Origin of the sequence: Providencia hangzhouensis (assembly GCF_029193595.2) — a bacterium.
GTDB lineage: Bacteria > Pseudomonadota > Gammaproteobacteria > Enterobacterales > Enterobacteriaceae > Providencia > Providencia hangzhouensis.
Window position 1 is genome coordinate 4068767 of sequence record NZ_CP135052.1, and the last position, 25585, is coordinate 4094351.

A 25585-nucleotide genomic window follows, 5' to 3' on the forward strand; every position below is an offset into this window, starting at 1 on the left:
ACCCATTGAAATCACATTAGTGACGACAAGCAATTGAATCGCTACTTTTAGCCAGGAGACTGTCCGCTAAGAACGTACACGCTTGTGCATCTCCCCAGTTAACGCTAAGTTGGTCGCCCATGTTCAACCCGGTTAAGTAGACGATACCGGATTCAGCAATAATGCCTGAAACTTTACCCGTTACGTTATTTTTCACCACTGAGCCTAATGGTGGGTATTGACCATTAGCCAGCTTAATTCGTGTTATCAGTGACTTACCAATATCTGCATCCATTTTAGCATAACCGATTGCCCCATCAGTGAGTGTAGACGCTAAAACATTATCATCAATGTTTACCGTGTCTGGCAGGTTGTTCACATCCACCTTGTATTCCATATTATAGTAGGTCGGAACGTTACTGATGGTGGCTAACCCACGGCTATTCGTCGTCGCATGGCCATTTTCAATCATCACGCCTTGCGCATTTGGCACATCAACCACTAAGCGAGATTGGTCACGATAGGTTAAACGGTGCGCGGAAATACCGTGCTGTGTCGCGGTGACCGAGCCACTCATCGTCATACTTAGCGACGTCATGGAATCCGATAATGACCCCGTCACTTGGACTTGGCCGGCATCCGCACTGTGTGACACATAGGTGCTCACCATGCCTTCCGATAACCCATCTTGGGTCGATGCGGTTAAATTATAGTTCGTGTTGCTATCAACATGACGACTGTAATTCACGTTATTTGCATAGCGCTTGTTGCTGTCACTGTAAGAGGCGAAATACGATATTGATGCATTTTGGTTTTCAGTACTTAATGGTTTGCTGACGGATAAATAAACTTGGTTATCCGTTTTATTATTCGCCCCACGAACTTGGTTTAAAGACAGGGAGATATTCCCACCTTTCATGACGCCTTCATCGAAGAATTTATTGAGCCCCACACTGAAATAGTTATTTTGTTTACCATTCCAATAGGTTTTACGTGATGCGGTGATATTCGCACTCGCATTCATTCCACGTAATTGCTGAGCGTAAGACAATGAAAAAACATGTTTGTCTTTATTGGTATCGATATCTTGTCTGTCGACAAAGTTTTGCTCAACAAAATTGGATAAAGAGTTAAAGGTTCTGTCGGCAAAACGGTACCCGGTTAATGTCAACTGCCCATCAATACTCGGTAAATCTTTGGCATAGTTAATACGGTAGCTTTTGCCTTTCTCACGCCCCAATAAGGTGTCGGCGTAAGATTGGGTGATGTCCACCGAAAAAGCCCCTAAAAAGCCGATATTTTGGCCAATGCCGAGGTTAATGGCTTTATATTTATTCCCTGATGTCGCCACGATTCCGCCAAAAACAGAGGTATGGTTAAACACCCCAACAGAGCTTTCGACAGTCATAAAATTGTCGTTAGCATGGGTGCCATTTTTCGGGGATAGCTGACCTAAATTCAAGGTGTAGCGCGCTTGCCCCTTACGGGTTAAAAACGGAATATTGGTTGTCGTAAACTGAAATTTCGTTTCTTTACCGTTATCCTCTGCCACGGTCACATCAATGGTGCCCATGATGGATTGACTTAAGTCCTTAATCACAAAAGGGCCCGCCGGCACTTTCACTTGGCTGATGATACGGCCATTTTGTGATAAGGTGACCGTTGCGTTTGAGGCGGCAACCCCGGTAATTTGAGGGGCATACCCTCTGAGGTTCGGTGGCATCATGCTTTCATCGGTAAACATGCTCACGCCTTTGAAACGCACGCTATCAAACAAGTCTGATTTAATGAAAATTTCCCCGGCAAACAACTTCGCCGATAAGCTGGCAATGTCCCTAAAAGCGTAGACTTGGTCCCAATCTAAGTTGCGTTTCTTGCTACCCCGTCCATCTTCGCCCGCCAATTTATTCTCATATTGGTAATTTGCCCGTAAACGCCATTGCGCGAAGTTAGCGCCCACATTCCCGAAGGCATAGAGTTGGTTACGTGTTTCTTCGTTTTTACGGATTAAATGATTATCGCTAATCGTATAATCTAAAATTAACCCCGCAATCCCATAATCGCGCATTTCAGGGCTCACCCACGAAGAATAAGTCGATGCCATATATTTCTGAGGTATCGAAATACTCAGGACTTGTTCGCTATCATTAAAATCGATAGCCACATTTTTATCGAGAGAGAATAAATTAATACATGCGTTTTCTTGAGCAGAAAGTAATATTTCTTTCGCTTCTTCATTTAAGGGAAAACGTTTTATTAATTGTGCCGTAATACACGGCTCAATCGTTCCGTCATGATTAATAAACTTAATTTTTTCGCCGCGGATAATTTTTTTATCATTTAAAATAATATCCGATTCATATAAACCTTCACTTAAACTATTTTTTTCAAAATAGCTTAGGTCAATATTGTCGTCTGCAGACAAATTAAGGGCATTGATATTAAAAGTTTCTGCATTTGTATACCCACCACACATAATGAGTGAGATAATATAACCTATATTTTTTTTCTTAAAATACATGTTGGCACTCTTATGATAATCGATAGTGGGAATACAAAGCTTTACGCTAATTAGCGTAAAGCTTTTGCTTAGGCATGATGGCTATCTTATTCGTAGCTTAATACGTAGTTTGCGATAGAGTTGATGCTACCTGAAGTGGCGGCACCGGTTGCTTCTGCTTGAGCAGACAAAATGATTGTGGTGTCAGACGCTTTCAGTGTTTGCTCTAAAGTCTCACCGGGTTTAATCGTTTTACCTGTACTATCTAAGAATGAAACTGCAACGTTATTTGCGCTACCAGTGCTTGACCATAAAGATGCGTTTGTGGCATCAGGTTGGCCATTAAACGTAATTTTTACTTTAGAATAAGGAGTACCTGAAGCACTTGGGTCTAATTGGCAATCTTGTAATTTTAATTCAAATGAATTGAGTGGGCCTTTTTTACCAGCAGCATCTAAATTAACCGCGGCAATATTACCTAATTGAACTTCTTTATTCACATCAGTCGGTGCAATTGTACATGCACCGCTATTAATTGTGCCTTTAAACGTAATTTTACCAGAACCGGCATCCGCAGCCATTGCAGAAATAGAAGTTGTCGTTAACGCTAAGCATAATGCAATTAAAGTCTTATTCATGTTATCTACCTTATATTAAGTCATTTAATTAAAAATTTTTATCTGTTGTGAAGAACGAAACAAATAATATCCATAAAATGAGTAATCAGATATCGCTAAAGTATGTATTTCGCCGGTAGAATGTAACGAAATATATTAAATTAACGCATTGAAATTAAAAGAAAATAAAAAACGAAATATTTATTAACATTATCACTAGCACCGCGTTAAGGCGTTGAATGCAGATCTTTAAGCCAAAAAACAACCCACCATAAGCATTAAACGCCAACATAACCCATAAAAACAAATAAACGCATTACAAGAGTATTTAAGCAGTGAAATATATCTTAAATAATCAAAAACCGAGTTATTGAGATATTTATTTACATCCGTTTATGAGTTTGAAATGGCTTTATCGCGTTAGATTAATTCATTCGCATAAGAAATAAGTCTAATCATTTGTTTTTTAATGTTATTTTTTATGTGATTAAATGAAGGCGATATTCTGATGTTTTTCACTTATTTTTATCCGGTAAAGTAGATAAAACAAAATTCATTACAAAACAATTAGTTACAATCAAATGTCATTCTATCATTGAGGTAGCTTTTGATAAAAGGATGAATAATAGCCCGCCTATCAATAAAAAAATCCCTTAAACCGAAGAGTAACGAAAAGTTTAAGGGATAAATGCGCGAGTCTAATTAGAAGTATAAAAAGTAGAAAGTTACGACAAGGTTAACGATTGCGGCAACTGCCATTGGGATTGCCGTTCGTTTTACTATTTGGAACGGCGAAACCCCTGCAATTCCTGCAATTGCAACAATTGCTGCAGTGATAGGTGACACAGTACGCCCAAAGCTTGTCATAATTTGCATCGGTAAAATGAGTGTCACCACATCCACTTTAAGGAAAGCAGCAATTTTCGGTGTCAATGCAGCAAAAGAGAAGAATGCTGCATTCCCTGAGCCCATCAGGAAAGCCGCGAGTGCAAGGATGGCACTCATAACAATAATCATCGCACCAATACCAAAGCCGGCATCTTGAGCTGCGCTAATTAACGTATCCACCGCCCCACTTTTGAGTAATCCATTTGCGAAAAACTCCCCTGAAACAATCAAAGAAACGACTAAAACAAACTGTTTCCCCATTCCTTCAAAGAACAACATAAAGCTGTCCATGACGGCTTTCGCATCACGTAAACGGACGTATTCAAAAATCAGTGCAATGACGGTACTGATAATCATCGCGGTGGTAACTTCCAACTTAATATATGGGTGTAATAATGGGCTAAACCCGATAATTAGGATCAATGGAATAACTGGTAACAACGCATAAGACAATGGGACTTTATTACCGCCATCTTCTTTAATAGTATCAATTTTGCTCAAGTCAAAAACAAACCCTTCACGCTTATCCCACCAACGCTGAACAAAGAAATGGGTGATTGCCACTGCAATAATAATAGGGATAGTTACGGGTAATTGGTGTTGAACAAAGTAAACAGCGGGTTCAATATCCGCGGTTTTCGCTGCCATAATGACATTACCAGAACCGGGTCCATGGTCGATAAACTGGCAACAACCGATAACCGCTAAAGCAGAGAGTGGGCTGATTCCCGAACGAATTAATATAGGGTACATTGTCACCATTAATAACATCCCCAGCCCTGCATGGCTTGGAATGAAAATCACCAGAACTTGCGTCACTAGAAATGAAATCACTAATAGCAAATAAGGTGATTTAATGGTCTTTAGCGGCTTTTCAAAAATAGCAAATAATGCGCGACTAGCTCCCACATGCTCCATATAACGGGAGAATCCAGCAATCGCCATTAATGTTAACCCTAAGCCAGCTAATCGAGAGCTCATGATATCAGTAAAAATTTGGAAGATATCAAAGTACTTAAAATGCGTGGTTTTATTTTCTGGTAACAATGAATTAAGATCTAAAGATGCGGTTAGGAGCAACAAAAGTAAGCCCCCTAGCAACAAGACTGGCTGAGGTTTATAACCCCGAGCCAGCAGGTAAACAACCAGCGCTGTAACTAGCGCGGCAATGATTAAACCTGTCATAGAAGAATTCCCCAGTATTGGTGCAGCTTTATTGTTATTGATTTAATGTTGAAAATGCTTGTGTAATATCCGCTATCAAATCATCCACAGACTCCAAGCCAATATGTAAACGAACAAAAGGCCCATGACCTTCGCTCCAATCTGATGCTGTTCTTGCGCCGACTACGTTAGCGGGTAGTGCGAGGCTTTCGAACCCACCCCACGATGCGCCGATACCAAACAGGGCGAGAGCATCAATAAAGTTTTCTGTTTGCTTCGCGGTATATTGTTTTTTGAATTCAATGGTTAATAAGCCATTACTACCTTTGCAGTCACGCTTCCATAAATCATGGCGTGGATGAGATGGCAATTCAGGGAACCAGACTTTTTCCACTTCAGAACGCGTTTCCAGCCATTGCGAAATCGCTAGTGCAGCTTTGCCATGCGCAGCTAATCGCTGCCCTAAAGTACGCATCCCTCGTAAAACTAAGGCAGCATCATCGGGGCTACTGGCTTGACCTAAAGCTTCTGGCAAAGCGCCAATTTGTTTCCACGCTTTTTCTGTCGCAACCATAATTCCCATCATCACATCAGAGTGCCCACAAAGGTATTTTGTCGCTGCAATCACAGAGACATCTGCGCCTAATTCCAACGGGTTATATAGCCATGCTGAACCCCAAGTGTTGTCAACACCCACTGGGATATTTCTTTCATGTGCAATACGGCATATTTCGGGTAAATCCAACATTTCATAAAGTAATGAACCTGGGGATTCAACAAAAATAAGTTGTGTATTACTTTGAATTTTTTGCTCAAAATCTGAAGCATCTGTTTTAAAGAAGCTGTAGGCGATGTTATTTGGTTTTAAAAAAGCATCGGCTATTTTACGTACAGGTTCATAAACAGAATCTGCAAACAATACGTGCCCACCACTGTGTGCATAGCCCATAATAGTGACTGCAATCGCGGCTAGACCCGTAGGAAATAATTGCGCTCTATAGCCCCCTTCTAATTCAGTCACCAGGCTTTCGAGTGCAAATGCGGTTTCTGTACCTCGCGCACCGTAACTTAAAACACGTTCCGTTGCGCGGCGATCGCGAACATCACGCCAGCTTTTAATTGAATCAAAAACAATAGTACTCGCTCTCATTACTGGCGGATTAATTGGTCCTGATGTTGTAATAGGTTGTCGTCCACTATGTATTAATTTTGTATATTTATTTAATGTCATTGTTTATTTCTCCAAATATAGAAATAGATTCCCTAGTAATTAAAAGGAAGGTTATTTATTTTTAAAAGTTCGATTTCATATTATGTATATCAAATTACTTTCCTTTTAAAACATGACTTATTTAAAAAGATGATCTTCATCATATAAATGAGCATTAATTAAATTAATGAAAACTTAAGAGAAAATTAAGAATTAAAATCGATATGTAATAAACAATAAATTAAAATATAACAAATTGATTTAAATGGAAAAATAAATACATAAGAAAGTCTTTTATTAACATTAATCTTATTAAGGTGTTTATTTTTATTTTTTATTGCATAAATAAAGCAACTCTCTAACAAATAACCACCTTTTAATTTTCAATATTATTCTTATACAGGGGAATATTATGGGTACCAGTGTTTTTGATTCTGTATTATTAAAAAACTTATGGTCTACAGAAGAAATGCGCGCTATTTTTTCTGATAAGGTCAGAATGCAAAATTGGCTTGATTACGAAGCTGCATTAGCGATTGAACAAGCTGAATTAGGTTTAATTCCAAAGCAAGCCGCAGAGGTCATTGCTGATACGGCAAAACTTGAAAAGTTAGATATGGATTTCATCTTAGAGCAAGTGCGTTTAACTCGTCATCCACTTGTTCCAACCATTCGTGGTTTAGAGCATGCTTGCCCTGAACATTTTGGTGAATATGTCCATTTTGGGCCCACGACACAAGATGTTATGGACACAGGCTTAGTGCTTCAACTAAAAGAGGCTCATAACATTTTTTTACGTGATATCAAAATATTAGGGCGTTCTCTATTATCGTTAAGCGAAAAACATCGCAATACACCAATGCCTGGACGAACCTTAGCCTTACAAGCCCTACCGATTACTTTTGGCCACAAAACTGCTATTTGGTTAACGGAATTAGCACGCCATTATCAACGGTTAAAAGAAATCGAACCTCGCTTATTCGTTGGTAGCGTTGTTGGCGCTGTTGGAACTAAGGCCTCATTGAGCGACAAAGCAGATGAGCTTGAAGTTCGTGTATTAAATCGACTCGGTTTAGGCACCCCTGAGATTTCTTGGCAGCCGGCTCGTGACCGATTTAGTGAATATGGCATGCTGATTGGTTTAATTAGCGGCACGTTAGGAAAAATTGCCAATGAAATTTTATTATTAGCTCACAATGAAATTGATGAACTTTCAGAGCCTTTTAGTAAAGGTCAAGTTGGCTCCTCAACGATGCCACACAAGCGTAACCCTGCCATTGTCGAAAATGCGGCCTGTGTCAGTAATACATTGAAAGCTAACCTTTCTGTGCTTACCGACATGATGAAACACCAACACGAAAGAGATGGTGCGATTTGGAAGATGGAATGGAAAGTGATGCCAGAAATGTGCCTGATGCTTTCGGTGATCTTCGATAACATGAAAACTGTATTAGGGGGATTAAACGTACATACCGATAAGATGCGCCAAAATTTAGATATTTTAGGTGGATTTATGCTTGCTGAGCGCGTCATGTTTGCGTTGTCAGACAAAGCGGGTAAACAAACTGCCCATGAAATTGTTTATGAAGCTTCTATGTCTGGCCAAGAAGAAGGCATCACCTTTATTGAGGCCATTAACCGTGACACGCGCATTCGTGACCATATAACGCAAGAAGAACTTGATGCCCTATTAGACCCAACGACCTATGTAGGGAATGCACCTGAACAAGTCACTCGAGTAATAGAACAAACCAAAGCATCCGGTTGGCTTAATGACTAATGCATTTTAGCAAAGTTTAAATCTCTACTTTCTTAAAGCCAGTCAAGTGCTGGCTTTTTCATTCACCAGAGGTATCTATGACATTAAGCCAACAGCTAAGCCAATTTATCACATCCCTATCATTTTCTGATATTCCACCGCAAGTTATTGAACGCGCCAAATATCATTTACTCGATACATTAGGCGTTGCACTTGCCGGAAGCCTCCAACAAAGCGCAACACAATGCCGTAAGGGAGTCGCTTATTTACCTGATCATCAAGGAAAAATTCCAATTTGGGGAAGTAACCAAACCGTTTCAACTACCACCGCCGCTTTAGCAAATGGTATTTCTGCGCATGTATTAGATTTTGATGATACACACACCGACTCAATCACTCACGGTAGTGCCGTACTTACTCCTATAGCCTTTGCACTCGGTGAACATTTACAGGCGACAACAAAAGAGATCCTTACTGCATGGATTATTGGCTGGGAAGTCGCAGCCAGAGTGGGATTAGCAAGTCATAGTGGGTTTCACCTACGCGGCTTCCACTCTACAGCTATAGCGGGTATTTTTGGTGCGACGGCTTGTGCAGCTTCATTACTCAAATTAACTCGGGAACAAACAGTTAACGCTCTAGGCCTAACAGGAAGCCAAGCCAGTGGTGTTGCTGAATACCTAACCAATAGCTCGTCAGCAAAATGTTTTCATGCGGGCTGGGCTGCGCAATCAGGCATTATTGCAGCTTGTTTAGCTAAAGGCGGAATGACAGGGCCAGAAACTATTTTTGAAGGACGCTATAGTCTGTACCAAACACATGGTCTCCGTGAAAAGGCACATCCAGAGCAAGTCGCCCAAGACTTAGGTAATGTTTGGCAATTCATGAATGTTTCCATTAAGCCCTACCCTGTTTGCCATTTTGCTCATGCCACCGTCGATTGTGGGAGACGATTATTACAACGAGGAATAACCCTCGATCAAATTGCAAAAGTAGAATGCGTTGTCGATCCCGTTGCAGCGGCCTTAATTTGTGAGCCACCAGAACAAAAATGGGCACCTCAGAGTGCCTATGCAGCGAAATTTAGCCTCCCGTGGTTGTTTGCCGCTGGTTTTATCGAAGACAAATTAACATTAAGTTTGCTCTCTACCGAAAATTTACAGCGAGCAGATATCCAAAACCTCGCGAAAAAAGTCAGCTATCGTTATCCCACTGAAAATGAAATTCCTTTCCCAACCTATTTTCCCGGCCTAATTTTTGTCACATTAACCCATGGTGAGACAATAACGGAACGATTAGATATCCAATACGGTAACCCACAAAATCCAATGTCTTTGGAGGATATTGTGAGCAAATTCTATGACAATGCAGGGCTGGTAATGAAAAATGAACAAGCTGCGCAGCTTGCTAAAAGTGTATTATCTTTTGAAGCGAAAACTATATCGGCTATCACACAGCTATTGCGTGTTGGTCTTTAATAAGACCGACTAACGAATAGAAGCCCACACTGAATGGGCTTCTATTTTTCCTTCCTCTTATTATTCATTTAACTGAGCAATAATTTGCTGTAAATGAGCAATAGCAACATCATTGAGAGGTTCTTGTGGAAGGATCGGGTCACCAACATTAAACCCTTGAATGTTTAAAGATGCTTTAATACATGACGCTAATGCATATTGCGTAAAAGCTTCGTTGATTTGCCACATTTCTTTCTGTTTTGCTAACGCTGTATCCCAATCCCCTCTAGTGGCCAACTCATACAGTTCAACACACTGTTTTGGCAACACACAGGCAGGACCCGCCATCCAGCCTACACCACCTAATTTAATAACTAATAGAGGAATATGTGCTGAAGCACTAAAAATTTTAACCCGCTCACCGAAGGTGTTGAGCATCGTTAATAACCTTCCAGTATTACTCGATGCATCTTTAACATATTCGATATTAGGGATATAGCTTAATTCATTCAAAAGAGAAATAGACAGTACATCCCCCAGCAAACCAGGGTTGGTATAGACCGTCATGGATTTTTCAGGAAAAGACTCCGCTATTGTTTGGAAATAACCCAATTGGGCTTTATCACTCAGAGGGTACATTTTTTGCGATATCAGCACCATGCCATCCACACCTAAATTGGCATACTGTTCCGCTTGAAAACATGCATCTGACGTTGAGAAACTGGCAACCCCCGCTAATACAGGTACTCGCCCCGCAGCTTGATCAACTGTAATGCGAACCACCTCATTTCGTAATTCCTGTGACAAATATGCGTATTCACCAGTGCTCCCTAATGGGCTCAATCCGTGAACTCCGCTCGAAATGAGGTGCTCAATTAGGTGACGAAGAGATGATTCAAGAACAGTACCTTTAGTTTGATCGACTGGTGAAACAAGATAAGGAAAAATACCGTGAAAATGGGTCATAATTATTCCTAATTTTAGTTGTTATGGGAGATAACGGCTGTTTGTTCATTTTTTAATGAGTTAAAAAGAATTTGTGCGGCTTTGGTTGGGCTTTTTGAGTTGAGATACAGGTTATATCGAATTGCCGGAAGTACTGGTAGCCCTTCATCCTCACCGAGTATGCGCAAATCCTCCCCTGAAAGCTCAATTGAGCGAGCCATAATACCCAATCCCGCCCTAACCGCAGCGCGTGCTCCAGATAGTGTTGTCGCCATATAAGCAATGCGCCAAGGTATTTGCTGTTGTTCGAGGTGATTGATCATCATCTCGCGATAAGTACTCGGCTCATCTAACACAACTAATGGCAGCGGCTGCTCTAAGTTAAAACTAAAATGTTTCCCGCAATACCATAGTGAAGGGGAAACACGTAAGACAATTTTAGGGTAGCCAACATGCTCCTCGGTTGAGATCGCCAAATCGAGTTCATTATCCTCTAACATTGACATAAGAAATGGGCTGCGTTTGACAATAATATCCATGATTAAATTTGGATAAGCTCCTGAAAATCTGGCTAATAAATCAGGCAATATAGTATTCGCGGTGTCATCTGGCGAACCAATTTTTAATACTCCGTCAATTTCTTCATAAACTAGTGATAAACATGCCTCATCATTAAGACGTAAAATACGGCGGGCATAGCTCAATAGTTGTGTACCAGAGTCCGTCAATGCTTTATTTCTGCCCTGCCGGACAAATAACTCCTTGCCAATGAGTGACTCCAGCCGTTGCATTTGTTGACTCACCGCTGATTGCGTTCGGCAAACAGATTCTGCGGCGGCGGCAAAAGTTGCACCATCAACAACCGCAATAAAAGTGCGAAGTAAATCAAGCTCTAAATTAAAAATAGGACGTTTAGCAGCTGGCATTTTAGTTATCTCTTTTCTTAAGGTGTGTGGTGTCATCCAACAAAAGTGTTTAATTTACATACTAAGAAGAAAGCCTTAAATAATCTATGTTAGAGCTCAATAGTTTGGCTCTAAATTGTAGCGACTTAATAATAAATTTGACTACCTGAATATCCGCCATAATACGATTGATAAAGTAGCTACAGATGGAAAGACATAACAAATGGTTATTTATAGGCGATTCTCCTCAAAAGAGTTTGCCATCAGATAAACTTAGTCAGTAATTTCATTCGGTATCCCCAATTTCAAAAGTCACTGATTGATTTTGTGTGCAGTGTCGTGACTACTTCAAACTCAATCAAAAATGTTGCCCGAACTGTCGAAAGGGGATTTTGTGTATTGCTGCGAAGAATGTTACAGAGGAACATCGGCTTAAAATAGAAGACTAATTTGCATATAAACAATTTAAATATTAATGGATTTTAATAATTATAATGCTATTCATTTTATAACCTAACTCACTCCTATATTCTGTGTATAATTAAGCACTAATCCCAATTTCGTTGAGAGAGCTGCTATGGCTGGTGTGAATAAAACTCATCTGACTGAAACAGACATCATCACTAAATTTATCCTCCCTGCAATTAAAGATGCGGGTTGGAACTTGATGTCGCAGATCCGCCAAGAAGTCAAACTTCGCGATGGTAAAGTCGTTGTGCGTGGTAAGCTAGCAGCACGGTTGACAGTGAAATCAGCCGACATAGTGCTCTACCATAAGCCGGGGTTACCACTTGCAGTCATAGAAGCTAAAGCGAATAAGCACGAGATGGGAAAAGGGATGCAGCAAGGGCTAGATTACGCGCGCCTACTCGATGTCCCTTTTATTTTTGCTTCTAATGGTGATGGTTTTATCTTCCACGACAAAACAAATCCTGCGCAGCTTGAATCCGAAATTACACTCGACGATTTTCCAACACCTGAACAGCTTTGGACTAAATACTGTATTTGGAAAGGTTTTACCGCTGAACAATTGCCTGTCATCAGCCAAGACTATTACGATGACAGTAGCGGCAAATCCCCTCGTTATTATCAACTACAAGCCATTAATAAAACCGTAGAAGCCGTTTCTGCAGGACAAAAACGTGTATTACTTGTGATGGCGACGGGGACTGGCAAAACCTATACCGCATTTCAGATTATTTGGCGCTTATGGAAAGCTAAAAATAAAAAACGCATTCTGTTTCTTGCCGACCGCAATATCCTTGTCGACCAAACTAAAAATAACGACTTCCAACCCTTTGGTAGCGCAATGGCAAAGGTGACTGGTAGAACAATTGACCCAGCTTATGAAATTCAATTGGCACTCTACCAAGCAATTACAGGCCCAGAAGAACACCAAAAAGCCTTTAAGCAAGTTGCTCCCGATTTCTTTGATTTGATTGTTATCGACGAGTGCCACCGCGGTAGTGCATCGGAAAACAGCGCATGGCGAGAAATTCTTGAATACTTCAGCAGTGCGACCCAAATTGGCTTAACTGCAACACCAAAAGAAACCGATGACGTTTCCAGCACTGATTACTTTGGCGACCCCGTTTATACTTATTCACTTAAAGAAGGTATTGAAGACGGTTTCCTTGCACCATACAAAGTCGTTCGAGTCGATATCGATGTCGACTTACAAGGTTGGCGCCCCACTAAAGGCCAAGTTGATAAACAAGGCCAACTGATTGATGACCGAATTTATAACCAAAAAGACTTTGACCGCACTATGGTGATTGATGAGCGTACCCAATTGGTCGCACAAACCATCACTGACTACCTAAAACGCACTAATCCTATGGATAAAACCATCGTTTTTTGTAACGATGTTGACCACGCTGAACGTATGCGCCGTGCGTTGGTAAACCTAAACCCAGAACAAGTGCGAATAAATGAAAAATACGTGATGAAAATCACTGGCGATGACGACATCGGTAAGGCGCAACTCGATAATTTCATCAACCCGAAAAAGCCTTACCCAGTGATTGCAACCACCTCAGAACTGATGAGTACGGGTGTGGATGCGCAGACCTGCAAACTGGTCGTGCTAGATCAAAACATTCAATCCATGACCAAATTTAAGCAGATCATCGGGCGTGGAACACGTATTAACGAGAAGTTCGATAAACTCTGGTTCACCATTCTCGATTTCAAAAAAGCCACCGAATTGTTTGCAGACGAGCGCTTTGATGGCGTGCCTGAAAAAGTGATCCGCACAACACCTAAAGATATTTCCGATCCAGAGTCGGATTTCAATGATGTATTGGAAAGTGAAGTTCCAGAAAATGGAACGCTAGAATGCGATGCATTTACGGGTGCAGAAGAACCACCTGCTCACTATGGCGCCACATCAGAAAGTGCCAGCGGTGCTTTTGATGAAAATGACGAAAATAAAATCCGTAAATATCATGTCAACGGCGTCACCGTAAAGGTGCTAGCAAAACGCGTCCAATATTATGATGCCGATGGCAAATTAGTCACCGAATCCTTTCAGGACTACACCCGTAAAACGCTACTCAAAGATAAAGACTTTGCCTCTCTTGATAACTTCATTCGAAAATGGCACTCTGCCGAGCGCAAACAGGTTATCATTGATGAACTTCAGCAGCTTGGTGTGCTTTGGGAAGTGTTAGCAGAAGAAGTGGGTAAAGACCTTGACCCATTCGATCTCCTTTGCCATGTAGTTTATGGTCAACCGCCCCTGACGCGTAAAGAACGGGCTGACAACGTGCGTAAACGTAACTACTTCACCAAATATTCAGAACCTGCACAGCATGTACTCAATACCTTGCTGGATAAATACGCGGATGAAGGCGTGCAGGAAATCGAAGATATTCAGGTGCTAAAACTAAAACCGTTCGACAGCCTAGGCCGTCCGCTAGAAATCATCAAAAGTAGTTTTGGAAATAAACAAGCATACGAGCAAGCCGTCAATGAACTGGAAGACCAAATTTATCAGTTACCACCTCGCCAGGCCTAATAACCCATATTATTTTACCACCGTGAGTTATCAGCTCTCGGTGGCTTCATTTTTACCAATGGAATACAAACATGTCGATTAGCTCAGTCATTAAATCCTTACAAGACATCATGCGCAAAGATGCAGGTGTAGACGGTGATGCTCAACGCCTTGGGCAACTGTCTTGGCTATTATTTCTGAAAATATTTGATACTCAGGAAGAAGAGCTCGAACTCGAGCAAGACGACTACCAACTCCCTATTAACTCGCGTTACTTGTGGCGTACTTGGGCGGCAAACAGCGAGGGAATCACAGGGGATGAACTGCTCGAATTCGTTAATGACGATTTATTCCCTGCTTTAAAAAACCTGACCGCGCCTATCGATAAAAACCCACGGGGCTTTGTGGTGAAACAAGCGTTTAGCGATGCCTATAACTACATGAAAAATGGTACGCTCTTACGCCAAGTCATCAATAAGCTGAATGAAATCGACTTCAGCAACAGCACCGAACGCCACTTATTCGGTGATATCTATGAACAAATTCTACGCGACTTACAAAGCGCAGGTAACGCAGGTGAGTTCTATACTCCACGTGCGGTCACTCGCTTTATGGTCAACCGTATTGACCCGAGATTGGGTGAGTCGATTATGGACCCAGCGTGTGGTACTGGCGGCTTCCTTGCCTGTGCGTTCGACCATGTGAAAGAGCATTATGTTAAGACAACTGAAGATCATAAAACGCTACAACAGCAGATCTTTGGTGTTGAAAAAAAACAGCTCCCACATTTGCTGTGCACCACGAATATGCTACTGCATGGTATTGAAATTCCGGTACAAATTCGTCATGACAATACATTAAACAAGCCTCTATCCGCTTGGGATGAGCAATTCGACGTCATTATTACCAACCCGCCATTTGGCGGCACTGAAGAAGATGGGATCGAGAAAAACTTCCCAGCAGAAATGCAGACCCGCGAAACCGCTGACCTATTCCTGCAATTGATCATTGAAGTGCTGTCCGATAAAGGCCGTGCAGCCGTAGTTCTGCCGGATGGCACACTGTTTGGTGAAGGCGTCAAAACCAAAATCAAAAAACTGCTGACCGAAGAGTGCAACTTACACACCATTGTTCGTTTGCCAAATGGCGTATTTAACCCATATACCGGAATCAAAACCAATATTCTCTTCTTCACCAAAGGCCAGCCAACCAAAGAAATCTGGTTCTACGAACACCCCTACCCTGAGGGAGTTAAAAACTATAGCAAAACCAAACCGATGAAGTTTGAAGAATTCCAAACAGAAATCGACTGGTGGGGCAATGAAGCCGATGGCTTTGCAAGCCGTGAAGAAAACAATCAAGCGTGGAAAGTCAGCATTGATGAAATCATTGCCCGTAATTTTAACCTCGATATCAAAAACCCGTATCAAGGTGAAACGATCAGCCACGATCCCAACGAATTACTGGCGCAGTACCAAGCACAACAAGCTGAAATCAGTAAACTGCGTCATCAGTTACGCGATATCCTCGGTGCGGCATTGACTGGCAATAAGGAAACAAACTGATGACCGTTGAGAAACTGATTACCGACCATATCGATATTTGGTCTTCCGCGCTGCAAACTCGCTCCACCGCAGGACGTGGCAGTAGCGGTAAAATTGATCTTTATGGTATTAAGAAACTGCGTGAGCTGATCTTAGAACTCGCCGTGCGTGGCAAATTAGTACCGCAAGACCCAAATGATGAACCTGCTTCTGAGTTACTAAAACGTATTGAGAAAGAAAGAGAGGGATTAGTTAAGAGTCGGAAAATTAGGAAATCTAAAGTACTTGGGCCAGTTGATACCTCAGAATTACCATTTGAATTACCGCGTGGCTGGGAGTGGTGCTATTTAAATGATGTTGGAAATTGGGGGGCTGGAGCTACTCCAAATCGCTCTAATTCAAAATATTATGATGGAAATATTCCATGGTTTAAATCAGGTGAACTCTCCTCTGATTTTATTTCAGAGTCTGAGGAGAAAGTGACAGAACTGGCATTAAAAGAGTGTTCACTCAGAGATAATAAAGTGGGAGATGTTTTAATTGCAATGTATGGCGCAACAATTGGAAAAACATCGATATTAAATGTCCGCGGTACAACTAATCAAGCTGTATGTGCTTGCACTCCATATAGCGGAATCTCAAATGTTTATCTATTAACTTTATTAAAAGCATACAAACGAATATTTATAGGTATGGGAGCTGGTGGGGCTCAACCAAATATATCAAGGGAAAAACTTATTGCTACAGTGATTGCACTGCCACCTAACGCTGAACAGAATAGAATTGTCTATAAGGTTAACGAGCTCATGTCACTCTGTGATCAACTAGAGCAACAATCGCTAACCAGCCTTGATGCCCATCAACAGCTCGTTGAAACCCTGTTAGCGACGCTTACTGATAGCCAAAACGAAAAAGAACTCGCTGAAAACTGGTCACGAATCAATCAGCATTTCGACACGCTGTTTACCACCGAAGCGAGCATCGATGCACTAAAGCAAACCATTTTGCAATTAGCAGTGATGGGTAAACTGGTTCCACAAGATCCTAACGACGAACCAGCTTCTGAACTGCTTAAACGTATTGAACAAGAAAAAGCGCAGATGGTGAAAAACGGTAAAATTAAAAAACAAAAACCATTACCACCGATTAGTGATGAAGAAAAACCTTTTGAGTTACCGCAAGGGTGGGAATGGTGTCGCTTAGGAAATCTAGCCCATAATTCAGAAGCTGGCTGGAGCCCTCAATGCGAGGTTTCACCAAGAGTTGATGACAATTGGGGAGTGTTGAAAATTAGTTCCGTCACATGGAGTGAATTCAATCCTAATGAAAATAAAGCTCTTCCAAAACATTTAGAACCTAAAATAGAATATGAAGTCAAAGCAAGGGATTTTTTAATTTCAAGAGCAAATACTGCCGACCTTGTAGCTCGTTCTGTCGTAGTTCCTGACTCTCCACCGAACCATTTAATGCTTAGTGATAAAATCATTAGGTTTCAATTCTCTAAATTAGTCGATGCTAACTATATTAATTTAGTCAATAACTCTAAGTATTCTCGAACTTATTACTCTGAGGTTGCTGGTGGAACGAGCTCTTCTATGAAAAACGTATCAAGAATACAAGTTTCTTCCTTACTGGTTGCCTTACCTTCTTATAACGAACAATTAAATATAGTTGAGAAAGTGCGCAATTTGACATTGCTATGTGAACACCTCAAATCTAGACTGCAATCCGCCCAACAAACCCAGTTCCACCTAGCAGATGCGCTCACCGACGCAGCATTAAACTAAGGAACAGACGATGCCGATTAATCATGCTATCTGGCGTGTGGGTGATAATCCCCAACCGCTAACGACTAGCAAACTTGCCAGCGAACAACTACTGGAAAAATGATTTTAAACAACCCAGCCATTCTCTCTGACCAATGGATAATTGAGAACACGTCAAAATTAGAAGTTGCTTTAAGACAGCCTCTTGTAGAACTTTCTATTCAACTCAAACAAAGTGGCTTAATTACAAGAGGGTGAAGAAGAGTAAATCTTAGGTGATAAGGATTTAGACAATTTAGGTTTTGTTAGTTTATGGGGAAACTAGGGGAATTCACATTTCCCTAATATCGTCCCTGATTTGGCGATCAAATTAACTATCCCTCTGCAATAAGCCAATGAAAAATGAAGGCAACCTATTGAATATCATAGATTATAGCCCTATTACCTCAGTAGTGTAATCAGGGCTTTTCATGTGTCAGACTGGGTTATCTATTAGGATCCATAATCTCATTTATATTTTCATTGAATACTATCAACACTTCTCATAAACTTAACCTAAGCTAAATTTTAGAAAGGGAATTAACATGGCGTATAAATATGATCCCGTATCAAAAACACTCATTGATGCGGACGCGAAATTTAGCTTCGAAGAGGTACCTAACTATGATGAGCTTTATTATCAAGCTAATCTAATAAAGATTAAAGGTATTCTTAACAATGAAAAAGACGATGATAATGTTGCTGCAGTAGCTACAATTGAAGAAGCAGATTATATTTTAAAGAATATGTCCACCCCGACGCCTTTCAAAGACCCTAAAGAGGCTTTATTTGGTATTGGTGATTTTATTTCTAATTACTCATCAAATATCTATGAGGCTCATCGTGTTACTAGAATTATCAATGAATTTAGAAATATTAATATCCAAGCAACTGAATATGTTGGCCCAAACGGTAATGTTTATATTCGCCTATCTGGGCATGCTGGAGTTAGAGCTTACTTAAATGGGACTCGGTATTTAATCAACAATCCTCGCATTCTATACATGGGTGTAGGAACCCAAGGTATGAATAACATATCCGTTGGTGCAACTCGATTCGCAATCGTTTTTTCAGCAGCTTACAGAGTAGTAGAATTAATATTCAAAAGTGAATATTCACTAGTGGATTTTTTTGTGAACATCACCATGGATATGGCAAAATTAGCTATTAGCACACAGATAAGTACTGCCATTGTAGGAGGTTTAACAACCGCAGGATTAATTACAGGAGGAAGCGTTATTGTCATATCCGTGGGGATATTTTTACTAGGAGCAGCAATCGCTTATGCTCTGTATAAATTAGATGATGAATTCCAAATTAGTGAGAGTATTATTAAAGCCTTAAAAACTCACAGGCCAAGAAAACCTGAAACACCTTATCACCCAGACCAATTTTTCTCACAGTGGGGGAGGTTCAGTCGTGGTTAAAATAAACCCATTTAAATTGTATTTAATTGCAGCGTTTCTTTTATTTTTAGCTTTATTTTGTTTCTATAACTCTATCATTTATTATAAAAATTATTTCATGATGAAAGATAGAATTTTATTTTCATTTCAAACTGGTCTACTTTGTTTTGCAGCACCTTTTATTATTTATTTTTCATACCTATCTTTTACATGTGGATATACAAAAAAACCACAAAAAATGAATAATAAATTAGCCAGTTTGTTTGCCGGAATCGGGGTAGTGGGTATCATATTTAGCTTTTTCTTTTCCGCCTATGTCAGCATTGATTTAGCATCGAAAGGCTACTACACCTGCTACAAGCCATCTATTTTCGCGCCAAATGAATACGTTATATCAAAAGAGATGTGTAAGTAATATTCATCTCTTTTGATACTAAAAACTACTTAACCATCTCACTATTAATACTGTAGCTTGATGTGTTCGCCATTAAATGACTTCTTGATATAGATTCGTATTTCATTTGAACCCGTTGATATGGCATGGATTCATTATCTTTTATTGAATCAGGAAATATGTCGGAAATCTCAATCAAGGAAACACCAGTAAGTTTGATTTCATAATATCTTTCAAGTTGACCAGCTTGACTTGTTCGGTAAAACATAAATTTTGCTTCTAGCACTTCGTTACTATCCAAAGCCACCGAAAGTAAAGGAGATGATTTATCAATCGGCTTAGTAAATACGACGGGTTTATATGAAGCATTCTGCTCGCGAAAAGAACCGCTATTTAGGCCTATTACTTGAATTTCGTCTTCATGGCCTATCTGATAGCGATTACCGATTGAATCCTGAGATGAGCACCCTGCCGAAATCAAACCTTGGCTTTTACCTTTTAACACTAAATACGTCGGATATGCCATACTCTCTCCTGTAATCGTTGGCCTTTAACTATTCATTGTTCATATTACCTGAATTTAGGTTAAGTACACCAATTTAATTCACGTTTAAAGGCTGAATCAAGAATGGTAAGAGTGAAAACCTACAGCCCTTTGTAGGGCTTGGCATATGTCAGGCAGGGTTATCTAAGAGCAGAGACATTTTGTGGCTGTACGCGTTGCTGGAGGCAGGGAAAGCCATAAAATCTAGCTCTAAAGGCTCATCTACCGCGATTAAACAGCCTAAGATAAAGCTCTCCGCTATCGCCATGCGTTTGGGCTTTAAAACCTCTATTTGCTTAACGTTGAGTGGCATTGAGGGGGCACCTATAACAATCGAATTGAAGTGCCCCTTATTTGGCCCCTTTTGGGGATGGGCACAAGAGACGTTATAAGATGCCACTGGATAAAGTTGTCATTAATTTTTTTTAGATATTTTTTATTTTATGGATGATTTGAGACGTTAGCATACGTCAAGATAGTGCGAAGGCCGGACTCGAATTTAACACCCAATATACTAATATAAAAGTGGTTTATAATCATGAATAATTAGTTATACCCGCACATGTACCCTCAAGTTAAAATCCGTATAAAAAATAGACATCGCGAGTGGGTATATAGCCATACCAGTAGAACACTGGTATGGCTGTCGAAGCAAGACTCAGGCAGGCAGAAACGTTTTCTTCAGAGGCACCAAAAGTTTAGTCTCAATATCAACTTGTTCGTAGTTCTCAATAAGCGCACGGACGAGATCATCAAGTGTCCAGAGCGTCAGTGGTATTGTCGAACGGTCGGCTTCATATCGAGCATCTTTCGTAAAACCCCCTGTACTAACATAAAGCCCGCGATCGTCTTTATGGCGACCGCCGATAAAGCTGCGTATCTGTTGGCTTCCCATCTGTTCCCTACGGTGCTTTACTTCAACGATGATACGCGGATTTTCAAAACCGAACCCATCAGGTGAAGCAATGATGTCTTTACCCCGATCTGCTCCCGCAGGTGAGACCTGCGTTTTATAGCCCATACTGCGTAAAACTCCGGCAACAAGATTTTGCATCTCATCCCAGTCAAGAGAGTTGATACGATCTTTGATACCCTCAAACGCTAGCATTTCCATATCGCGAAGCGGATCAGAAACAACCTCATCTTCATCCATCGCAATTGGATTCTGAGTAATTACATCTGCAGTGGGTTTCTTATCCTGCAAAAGCTCTTCTAGTGCATATTCTGGAAGCTGGAAAACCGTCAGCGTAGAACCCAATGTGTTTTTGGTAGCAACAGACAGTCTATCGCGTTCGATTTCTTGAGTATTCCATTTAACCTGCCGAGCGATACCCATCCCCTCTTCCACCCATTCAGGATGATACTGGAAGTCTGAAGTAACTTTGCCTAGCAAATAAGTACGGTTGGCTGGCGAATAAGTAATAACCCAATCACCCTTTTGGATCTCATTCACAAAACGCCAGACCTGCGATGCACCAGAACGGGCTGTTCCCAGCTTTGTTAAGGGATCTGCCTCCTGGTATAAGGCGAGTAACTGGGCTCGGGACAGGCCGGGTTTGACTAATGGAGCCAGCTGAGACCAACCGATGCCTACAATTTGCTTATCGCGAAAATCGTCATAGAGCTTGCCGCCGTCACCGCGGATCATCCACATTCTATTGCCCATACCCGTCCCTTCATTAGGAAAAGAAATTAAGCTGGATCATAAGCTTGTTCGCCGTAGGTGTCAAAACTCTCCAAAACTACTTCGCTAACATTCCTGGGTAGTGTTTAGCGATAATATCATTCATCCTCTCGACCAAATCCAGGCGCTTGAAAGTCAAGTGCGCAGTGCCCTTCTGAAAGTAGCGAATACGGAAGAACTCATCTTCATAAACATCCTTATCCGGGTTATCTCGAATATGCTCCATCAACCGAGTAGTTATATCGCTACGGTTGTCAGGTATTGATTTACCACTCAGTAAAAACAGCATTCGCTCCAAGTCAGCCAACTGATCCCTCCGCCAACCCCAGTTCAGACTAAATCCCCAGCGATTGTGGCTCACCAGATTATTGATGATGATCTTCTTACCAAAGCTGCAGGGACTATTGGTTTTATAATCCCACGACAGGCCTTTGAAGATGTTAATGATCCCGCGCTCAAATACTTCCATTTTGTTCAGATGTAACTGTTCAAAAGTACTGAGAATATTCGCCTCACTGATAGCAGGAAGATCGCCCTCCTTCAAGTTCTTATGCCACTGGTCGCGAGCCTGCGCATCCATTAAGGCCATCATGCCGGACTTCAGCATCAGATCGCGCCAGATACTACTGTCGATATTGCGGGTGACGGCAGGCATCGCTTTATTTGCCTTCTCAGTCAGCCAACTATCGTAGCGGTGCCCTAGCTTCATCGCCCAGTCTTGCGCTGTACCACCGCCAATTTCTGAGGTTAACCGTGAAATGGCATCAAGCTGTTCAATGAGTTGTTCTATCTGTTTTAGTGCGGAATCGCGTCCAGTGACTACACGTTCGATACTAGTCGAAAGAATGAGCTCATTGTGTTCAGTCAACACGTCGGGTTCTGTTTGCATCGTTAATCGTCCATAAAAGCAAACACGCCTGCCGGGAGTGGCAGGCGCATTATGCAATGAATAAAAAAGTTGGGAAGTTCAAAGGTAAAAATCAGGAACGAAGCTCGAAGAATTCAAGTATTTATTAATCCGGTAGCTCGCCTGGCTCTAAGGATATCGGTGGAGGTCAGGAACGGCGCCTGCTCCAGCCAAGTGAATCCCTTATGGTCAGTACGCACCAGTTCATAACGTTCCACCAGGAAATTCACCGCATCAGCTAGATTTATTCCCGCCTCGATATGTTCTTCGATAGTCGCGTCGTCCTGGAATGGGGTGTCGTTAAGGGTCAGACCGTAATGATGCTCCAGCAGATACGTTAACAGTTGCTGCCACACCTGCACAGACGACAGACGTGACGAAACTGGCACCATGGCCGGTCCAGATGAAATGTGCATAATTTGGGTCCTGATAAAAGAAGAGAGAAGGCATTAATGGGCGGGGTAAACAGTGAGGTAAACGTAGCCGCAGCTACTAAGGGTATCAGCTATACAAGTTAAACCTGTAAGCTGAATGGTCATCTGATGTTGCTGCTGTGGATTTAACTCACCGGAACGCAACATATTTTCTAACTGATCTATAAACAGTGGGAAAGCATTTTCCAGGCTTTGTAGCTGCTCTGGGCTAAAGCTTCCCGTAAAACCAGCCCTGTCAGCCAGGTAATGCAGCCGGTTGCCTTCCTGGACTAATCTTGCGCCAAATCGTGGGGTGATATCGCTTTGTAGCCCCCATTCATGGGATAGTGTGAATGGCATGAAAACCTCCGTTTAAAGCAAACCCTGCTCAGCAAAAGAAACCACTTCATTCCCAACAACCAAATGATCCAACACTCGCACTTCTACCAGTGCTAACGCTTTCACTATCCGCTGAGTAATGTGTTTATCCTGCTGACTGATTTCTGTCGTACCTGACGGATGGTTATGAGCCAGAATGACTGCAGCAGCATTGTGCTTCAATGCCAATTTAACCACTTCGCGGGGATGAACTTCGGTTTGGCTGAGTGTGCCGGTAAACAGTGTTTCGCACCCCAGCAGGCAGTGCTGATTATCGAGATACAACACCATAAAAACTTCACGCTCCTGATGAGCCATCTGCAATTGCAGCCAGATTTTAGTGAAGCTGGTGGAAGTAAATGGCTCACTCGGTTGACGCTGATATTTCTCCACCAGTCGTAACGCCCGACGAATGATGCGTTGCTCTCGTGCAGGAAATACCGGGGATAAATTGAATACAGACATATTTGCTCCTTAAAACAAAAAGCCTCGCCGGTTTATTGGCAAGGCCTGAGGGAAGGGATAATAAAAAGGTTCATGAGGCAAGCTGCAGCATATTCTCAGCCATCACCCACAGAGCACGGTTAAGCTTCACATCACCGTCGATGCCTTTTACAGCACGAGTATGGGTACGTTTGCCTTTGGTGGTTCGTCCAGACAGGCCGCCTTTAATCAGGTTTTCCTGAATGCGCTGATAAGTGGTCCACAGGTCGTTACTTTCATCCTGCCAGCGGCGCGGGGATAGGATTTGCGATTCCGTCACCGGCTGATGCTCTTCACCAAAGCGATAGGTTAATGCCGCTTTCGCCATCGCCTGCTGTGCTGGCGGAGTTAACATTAGCGACTGCATAGCATAGCGTTTCTCTTCTACACGATCAAATATTCCCAGTACTTCATACGCTCCTTCAATCACTTTACCCACTACATCCCCTTTATGAGGGACTCGCACTTCACCTAACACATCACCGTACACCAAACCGTTGGAACACACGGCTCTAAAGAGCCCCGGCAACATTTGGTAGCTGCTTGAACCGTCATGGCTATTAAGCAGAATAATTTCAGGGACTTGTACGCCAGTGATTTGATCATGTCGCCGAAGTCGTAACATATGCTTAGTATGTTCTCGACGGCTGGCATCACGTACACGAGTTTGACAAGCAAAGAACGGATAAAAGCCTTCTTTTTGAAGGCTATCGAGTAAGGTAATGGTTGGAATATAAGTGTATCGCTCACTTCTGGACTTATGTTTTTCTTCAGAGAAAACACTCGGTACAGTACGAAATAATTCTTCGATGGTAAGTGGACGGTCACGACGGATACTATTAGCAGAACCAAAGCGCGAAGCTAATAAACTCATGATAGGCTCCTGATTAATCAATTAAGTGAAAAATGGCAGCGGATTCGGAATGTTGTGAAGCGTAGTCACGTAACTGATAAAAGCGGTCGCACATCACTTCGCTTTCTGTTTGGAATGACCAGATGCTGTACAGGATTAGACACACTGCAATGCCTGCCGCCTCTTGGCTCACGGTGGCTTCATTGCCATTATGCATGTTGAATAGGGTTAAGATGTCTGCGTTGATATCAGGGTAGATAAAGGCTCCCCCATTACTGAGCACGCCATACTCCCAGTAACCGCCATGATACTCATCACAGAATTGGCCCATCGTGGTGAAGATCACTACTTCAAAGGTGGTCCAGCCTTTCACACCACCAAAATGGTTGAGCCAAAAATCAAGGTGTTGTTCATCAGGGACTAATTCCATTGTGATAGCGGATTCGGTTGAATGATTCATAAGTTGAGACTCCATTAAAAAGAAATAAAAAAGCGCCAGTCCCGTTAAGGACTGGCGCTTGATGTCATCAATGCTTTGTTAATTTAAGAAGCTAAAAGAAAAAGCTCCACAGGGATTTAGCAATGGATACGATGCTATTTTTGACAGTACTGATCGTATGTTTTATCAGTGGGGGAAATGGAATGATATCGACTATGGTATTGATGATATCACTGATAAGTTGTTCAAAATCATTAAGTAAAAGGATTTCTACAGAGATGGTTCTATAAGTTGAGTGTAGTTGCCTAGCGAT

General features: G+C 41.6%; 22 protein-coding genes and 1 pseudogene. 8 read left to right on the top strand and 15 right to left on the bottom strand.

The features are described 5' to 3' along the window. Positions 1 to 16: 16 nt before the first annotated feature. The 4 genes from PZ638_RS18570 to metC form a co-directional block, all read right to left on the bottom strand. Positions 17 to 2500 carry a fimbria/pilus outer membrane usher protein gene (locus tag PZ638_RS18570; protein ID WP_272674872.1) on the bottom strand — a complete coding sequence of 828 codons (2484 nt, stop codon included), beginning with the start codon at positions 2498 to 2500 and terminating at the stop codon, positions 17 to 19. Positions 2501 to 2586: 86 nt separating this feature from the next. Further along, complete coding sequence (locus PZ638_RS18575) at positions 2587 to 3117, bottom strand: fimbrial protein (RefSeq protein ID WP_004258966.1); 531 nt, start codon at positions 3115 to 3117, stop codon at positions 2587 to 2589. Between the two features lie 681 nt (positions 3118 to 3798). Beyond that, on the bottom strand, positions 3799 to 5169 hold the full coding sequence (dcuC, locus tag PZ638_RS18580) for a C4-dicarboxylate transporter DcuC (RefSeq protein WP_047756434.1): 1371 nt from the start codon (positions 5167 to 5169) through the stop codon (positions 3799 to 3801). A gap of 34 nt (positions 5170 to 5203) precedes the next feature. Then, on the bottom strand, positions 5204 to 6379 hold the full coding sequence (gene metC, locus PZ638_RS18585) for a cystathionine beta-lyase (protein WP_004264200.1): 1176 nt from the start codon (positions 6377 to 6379) through the stop codon (positions 5204 to 5206). Positions 6380 to 6770: 391 nt separating this feature from the next. Between metC and purB the strand changes: the two genes are divergently transcribed. Both purB and PZ638_RS18595 read left to right on the top strand, forming a co-directional pair. Continuing rightward, positions 6771 to 8138 (top strand): adenylosuccinate lyase, encoded by a 1368-nt coding sequence (gene purB, locus PZ638_RS18590; RefSeq protein ID WP_094961545.1) that lies wholly within the window; start codon positions 6771 to 6773, stop codon positions 8136 to 8138. Between the two features lie 77 nt (positions 8139 to 8215). Then, positions 8216 to 9595: an MmgE/PrpD family protein gene (locus tag PZ638_RS18595; protein ID WP_094961544.1), complete on the top strand. Its 1380-nt coding sequence runs from the start codon at positions 8216 to 8218 to the stop codon at positions 9593 to 9595. 60 nt (positions 9596 to 9655) lie between these two features. On the opposite strand, the gene PZ638_RS18600 is transcribed toward PZ638_RS18595, so the two are convergent. Then, entirely contained in the window at positions 9656 to 10540 is an 885-nt protein-coding gene (locus PZ638_RS18600) for a dihydrodipicolinate synthase family protein (protein WP_094961543.1), read from the bottom strand. Positions 10541 to 10554: 14 nt separating this feature from the next. Further along, complete coding sequence (locus PZ638_RS18605) at positions 10555 to 11445, bottom strand: LysR family transcriptional regulator (protein ID WP_036958742.1); 891 nt, start codon at positions 11443 to 11445, stop codon at positions 10555 to 10557. 556 nt (positions 11446 to 12001) lie between these two features. On the opposite strand from PZ638_RS18605, the gene hsdR reads away from it, so the two are divergent. The 6 genes and pseudogenes from hsdR to PZ638_RS18635 all read left to right on the top strand — a co-directional run bounded on the left by hsdR (position 12002) and on the right by PZ638_RS18635 (position 19592). Next, positions 12002 to 14443, top strand: a complete 2442-nt coding sequence (gene hsdR / locus PZ638_RS18610; RefSeq protein WP_094961542.1) for an EcoAI/FtnUII family type I restriction enzme subunit R — start codon at positions 12002 to 12004, stop codon at positions 14441 to 14443. Positions 14444 to 14514: 71 nt separating this feature from the next. Further along, positions 14515 to 15987: an N-6 DNA methylase gene (locus PZ638_RS18615; protein ID WP_094961541.1), complete on the top strand. Its 1473-nt coding sequence runs from the start codon at positions 14515 to 14517 to the stop codon at positions 15985 to 15987. Beyond that, positions 15987 to 17753 carry a restriction endonuclease subunit S gene (locus tag PZ638_RS18620; RefSeq protein WP_094961540.1) on the top strand — a complete coding sequence of 589 codons (1767 nt, stop codon included), beginning with the start codon at positions 15987 to 15989 and terminating at the stop codon, positions 17751 to 17753. Before PZ638_RS18615 ends, PZ638_RS18620 begins: the two co-directional genes overlap by 1 nt. Positions 17754 to 17763: 10 nt before the next feature. After that, positions 17764 to 17906 (top strand): annotated as a pseudogene (locus tag PZ638_RS18625) (nuclease); the annotation flags it as partial. A gap of 410 nt (positions 17907 to 18316) precedes the next feature. Further along, on the top strand, positions 18317 to 19198 hold the full coding sequence (locus PZ638_RS18630) for a hypothetical protein (protein ID WP_094961539.1): 882 nt from the start codon (positions 18317 to 18319) through the stop codon (positions 19196 to 19198). 97 nt (positions 19199 to 19295) lie between these two features. After that, complete coding sequence (locus PZ638_RS18635; RefSeq protein WP_232058933.1) at positions 19296 to 19592, top strand: DUF1240 domain-containing protein; 297 nt, start codon at positions 19296 to 19298, stop codon at positions 19590 to 19592. A 25-nt stretch (positions 19593 to 19617) separates the two neighbouring features. On the opposite strand, the gene PZ638_RS18640 is transcribed toward PZ638_RS18635, so the two are convergent. The 9 genes from PZ638_RS18640 to PZ638_RS18680 all read right to left on the bottom strand — a co-directional run bounded on the left by PZ638_RS18640 (position 19618) and on the right by PZ638_RS18680 (position 25293). Next, positions 19618 to 20097: an Hcp family type VI secretion system effector gene (locus PZ638_RS18640; RefSeq protein WP_210853026.1), complete on the bottom strand. Its 480-nt coding sequence runs from the start codon at positions 20095 to 20097 to the stop codon at positions 19618 to 19620. Positions 20098 to 20245: 148 nt separating this feature from the next. Then, entirely contained in the window at positions 20246 to 20428 is a 183-nt protein-coding gene (locus PZ638_RS18645) for a hypothetical protein (protein ID WP_242452166.1), read from the bottom strand. Between the two features lie 345 nt (positions 20429 to 20773). After that, complete coding sequence (locus PZ638_RS18650) at positions 20774 to 21781, bottom strand: restriction endonuclease (protein ID WP_275612223.1); 1008 nt, start codon at positions 21779 to 21781, stop codon at positions 20774 to 20776. A 76-nt stretch (positions 21782 to 21857) separates the two neighbouring features. Further along, a complete protein-coding gene (locus PZ638_RS18655) occupies positions 21858 to 22688 on the bottom strand; it encodes a DUF4942 domain-containing protein (RefSeq protein ID WP_275612224.1) in 831 nt (276 codons plus the stop codon). Positions 22689 to 22801: 113 nt separating this feature from the next. Further along, positions 22802 to 23122, bottom strand: coding sequence for a TA system toxin CbtA family protein (locus PZ638_RS18660; protein ID WP_275612225.1), 321 nt, complete (start codon positions 23120 to 23122; stop codon positions 22802 to 22804). Positions 23123 to 23155: 33 nt separating this feature from the next. Further along, positions 23156 to 23479: a type IV toxin-antitoxin system YeeU family antitoxin gene (locus PZ638_RS18665; protein WP_275612226.1), complete on the bottom strand. Its 324-nt coding sequence runs from the start codon at positions 23477 to 23479 to the stop codon at positions 23156 to 23158. Between the two features lie 12 nt (positions 23480 to 23491). Further along, positions 23492 to 23962, bottom strand: coding sequence for a RadC family protein (radC, locus tag PZ638_RS18670; protein WP_275612227.1), 471 nt, complete (start codon positions 23960 to 23962; stop codon positions 23492 to 23494). Positions 23963 to 24032: 70 nt separating this feature from the next. Further along, complete coding sequence (locus tag PZ638_RS18675; protein WP_275612228.1) at positions 24033 to 24854, bottom strand: DUF932 domain-containing protein; 822 nt, start codon at positions 24852 to 24854, stop codon at positions 24033 to 24035. A gap of 13 nt (positions 24855 to 24867) precedes the next feature. After that, positions 24868 to 25293 carry an antirestriction protein gene (locus PZ638_RS18680; protein WP_275612229.1) on the bottom strand — a complete coding sequence of 142 codons (426 nt, stop codon included), beginning with the start codon at positions 25291 to 25293 and terminating at the stop codon, positions 24868 to 24870. Between the last annotated feature and the right edge of the window lie 292 nt (positions 25294 to 25585).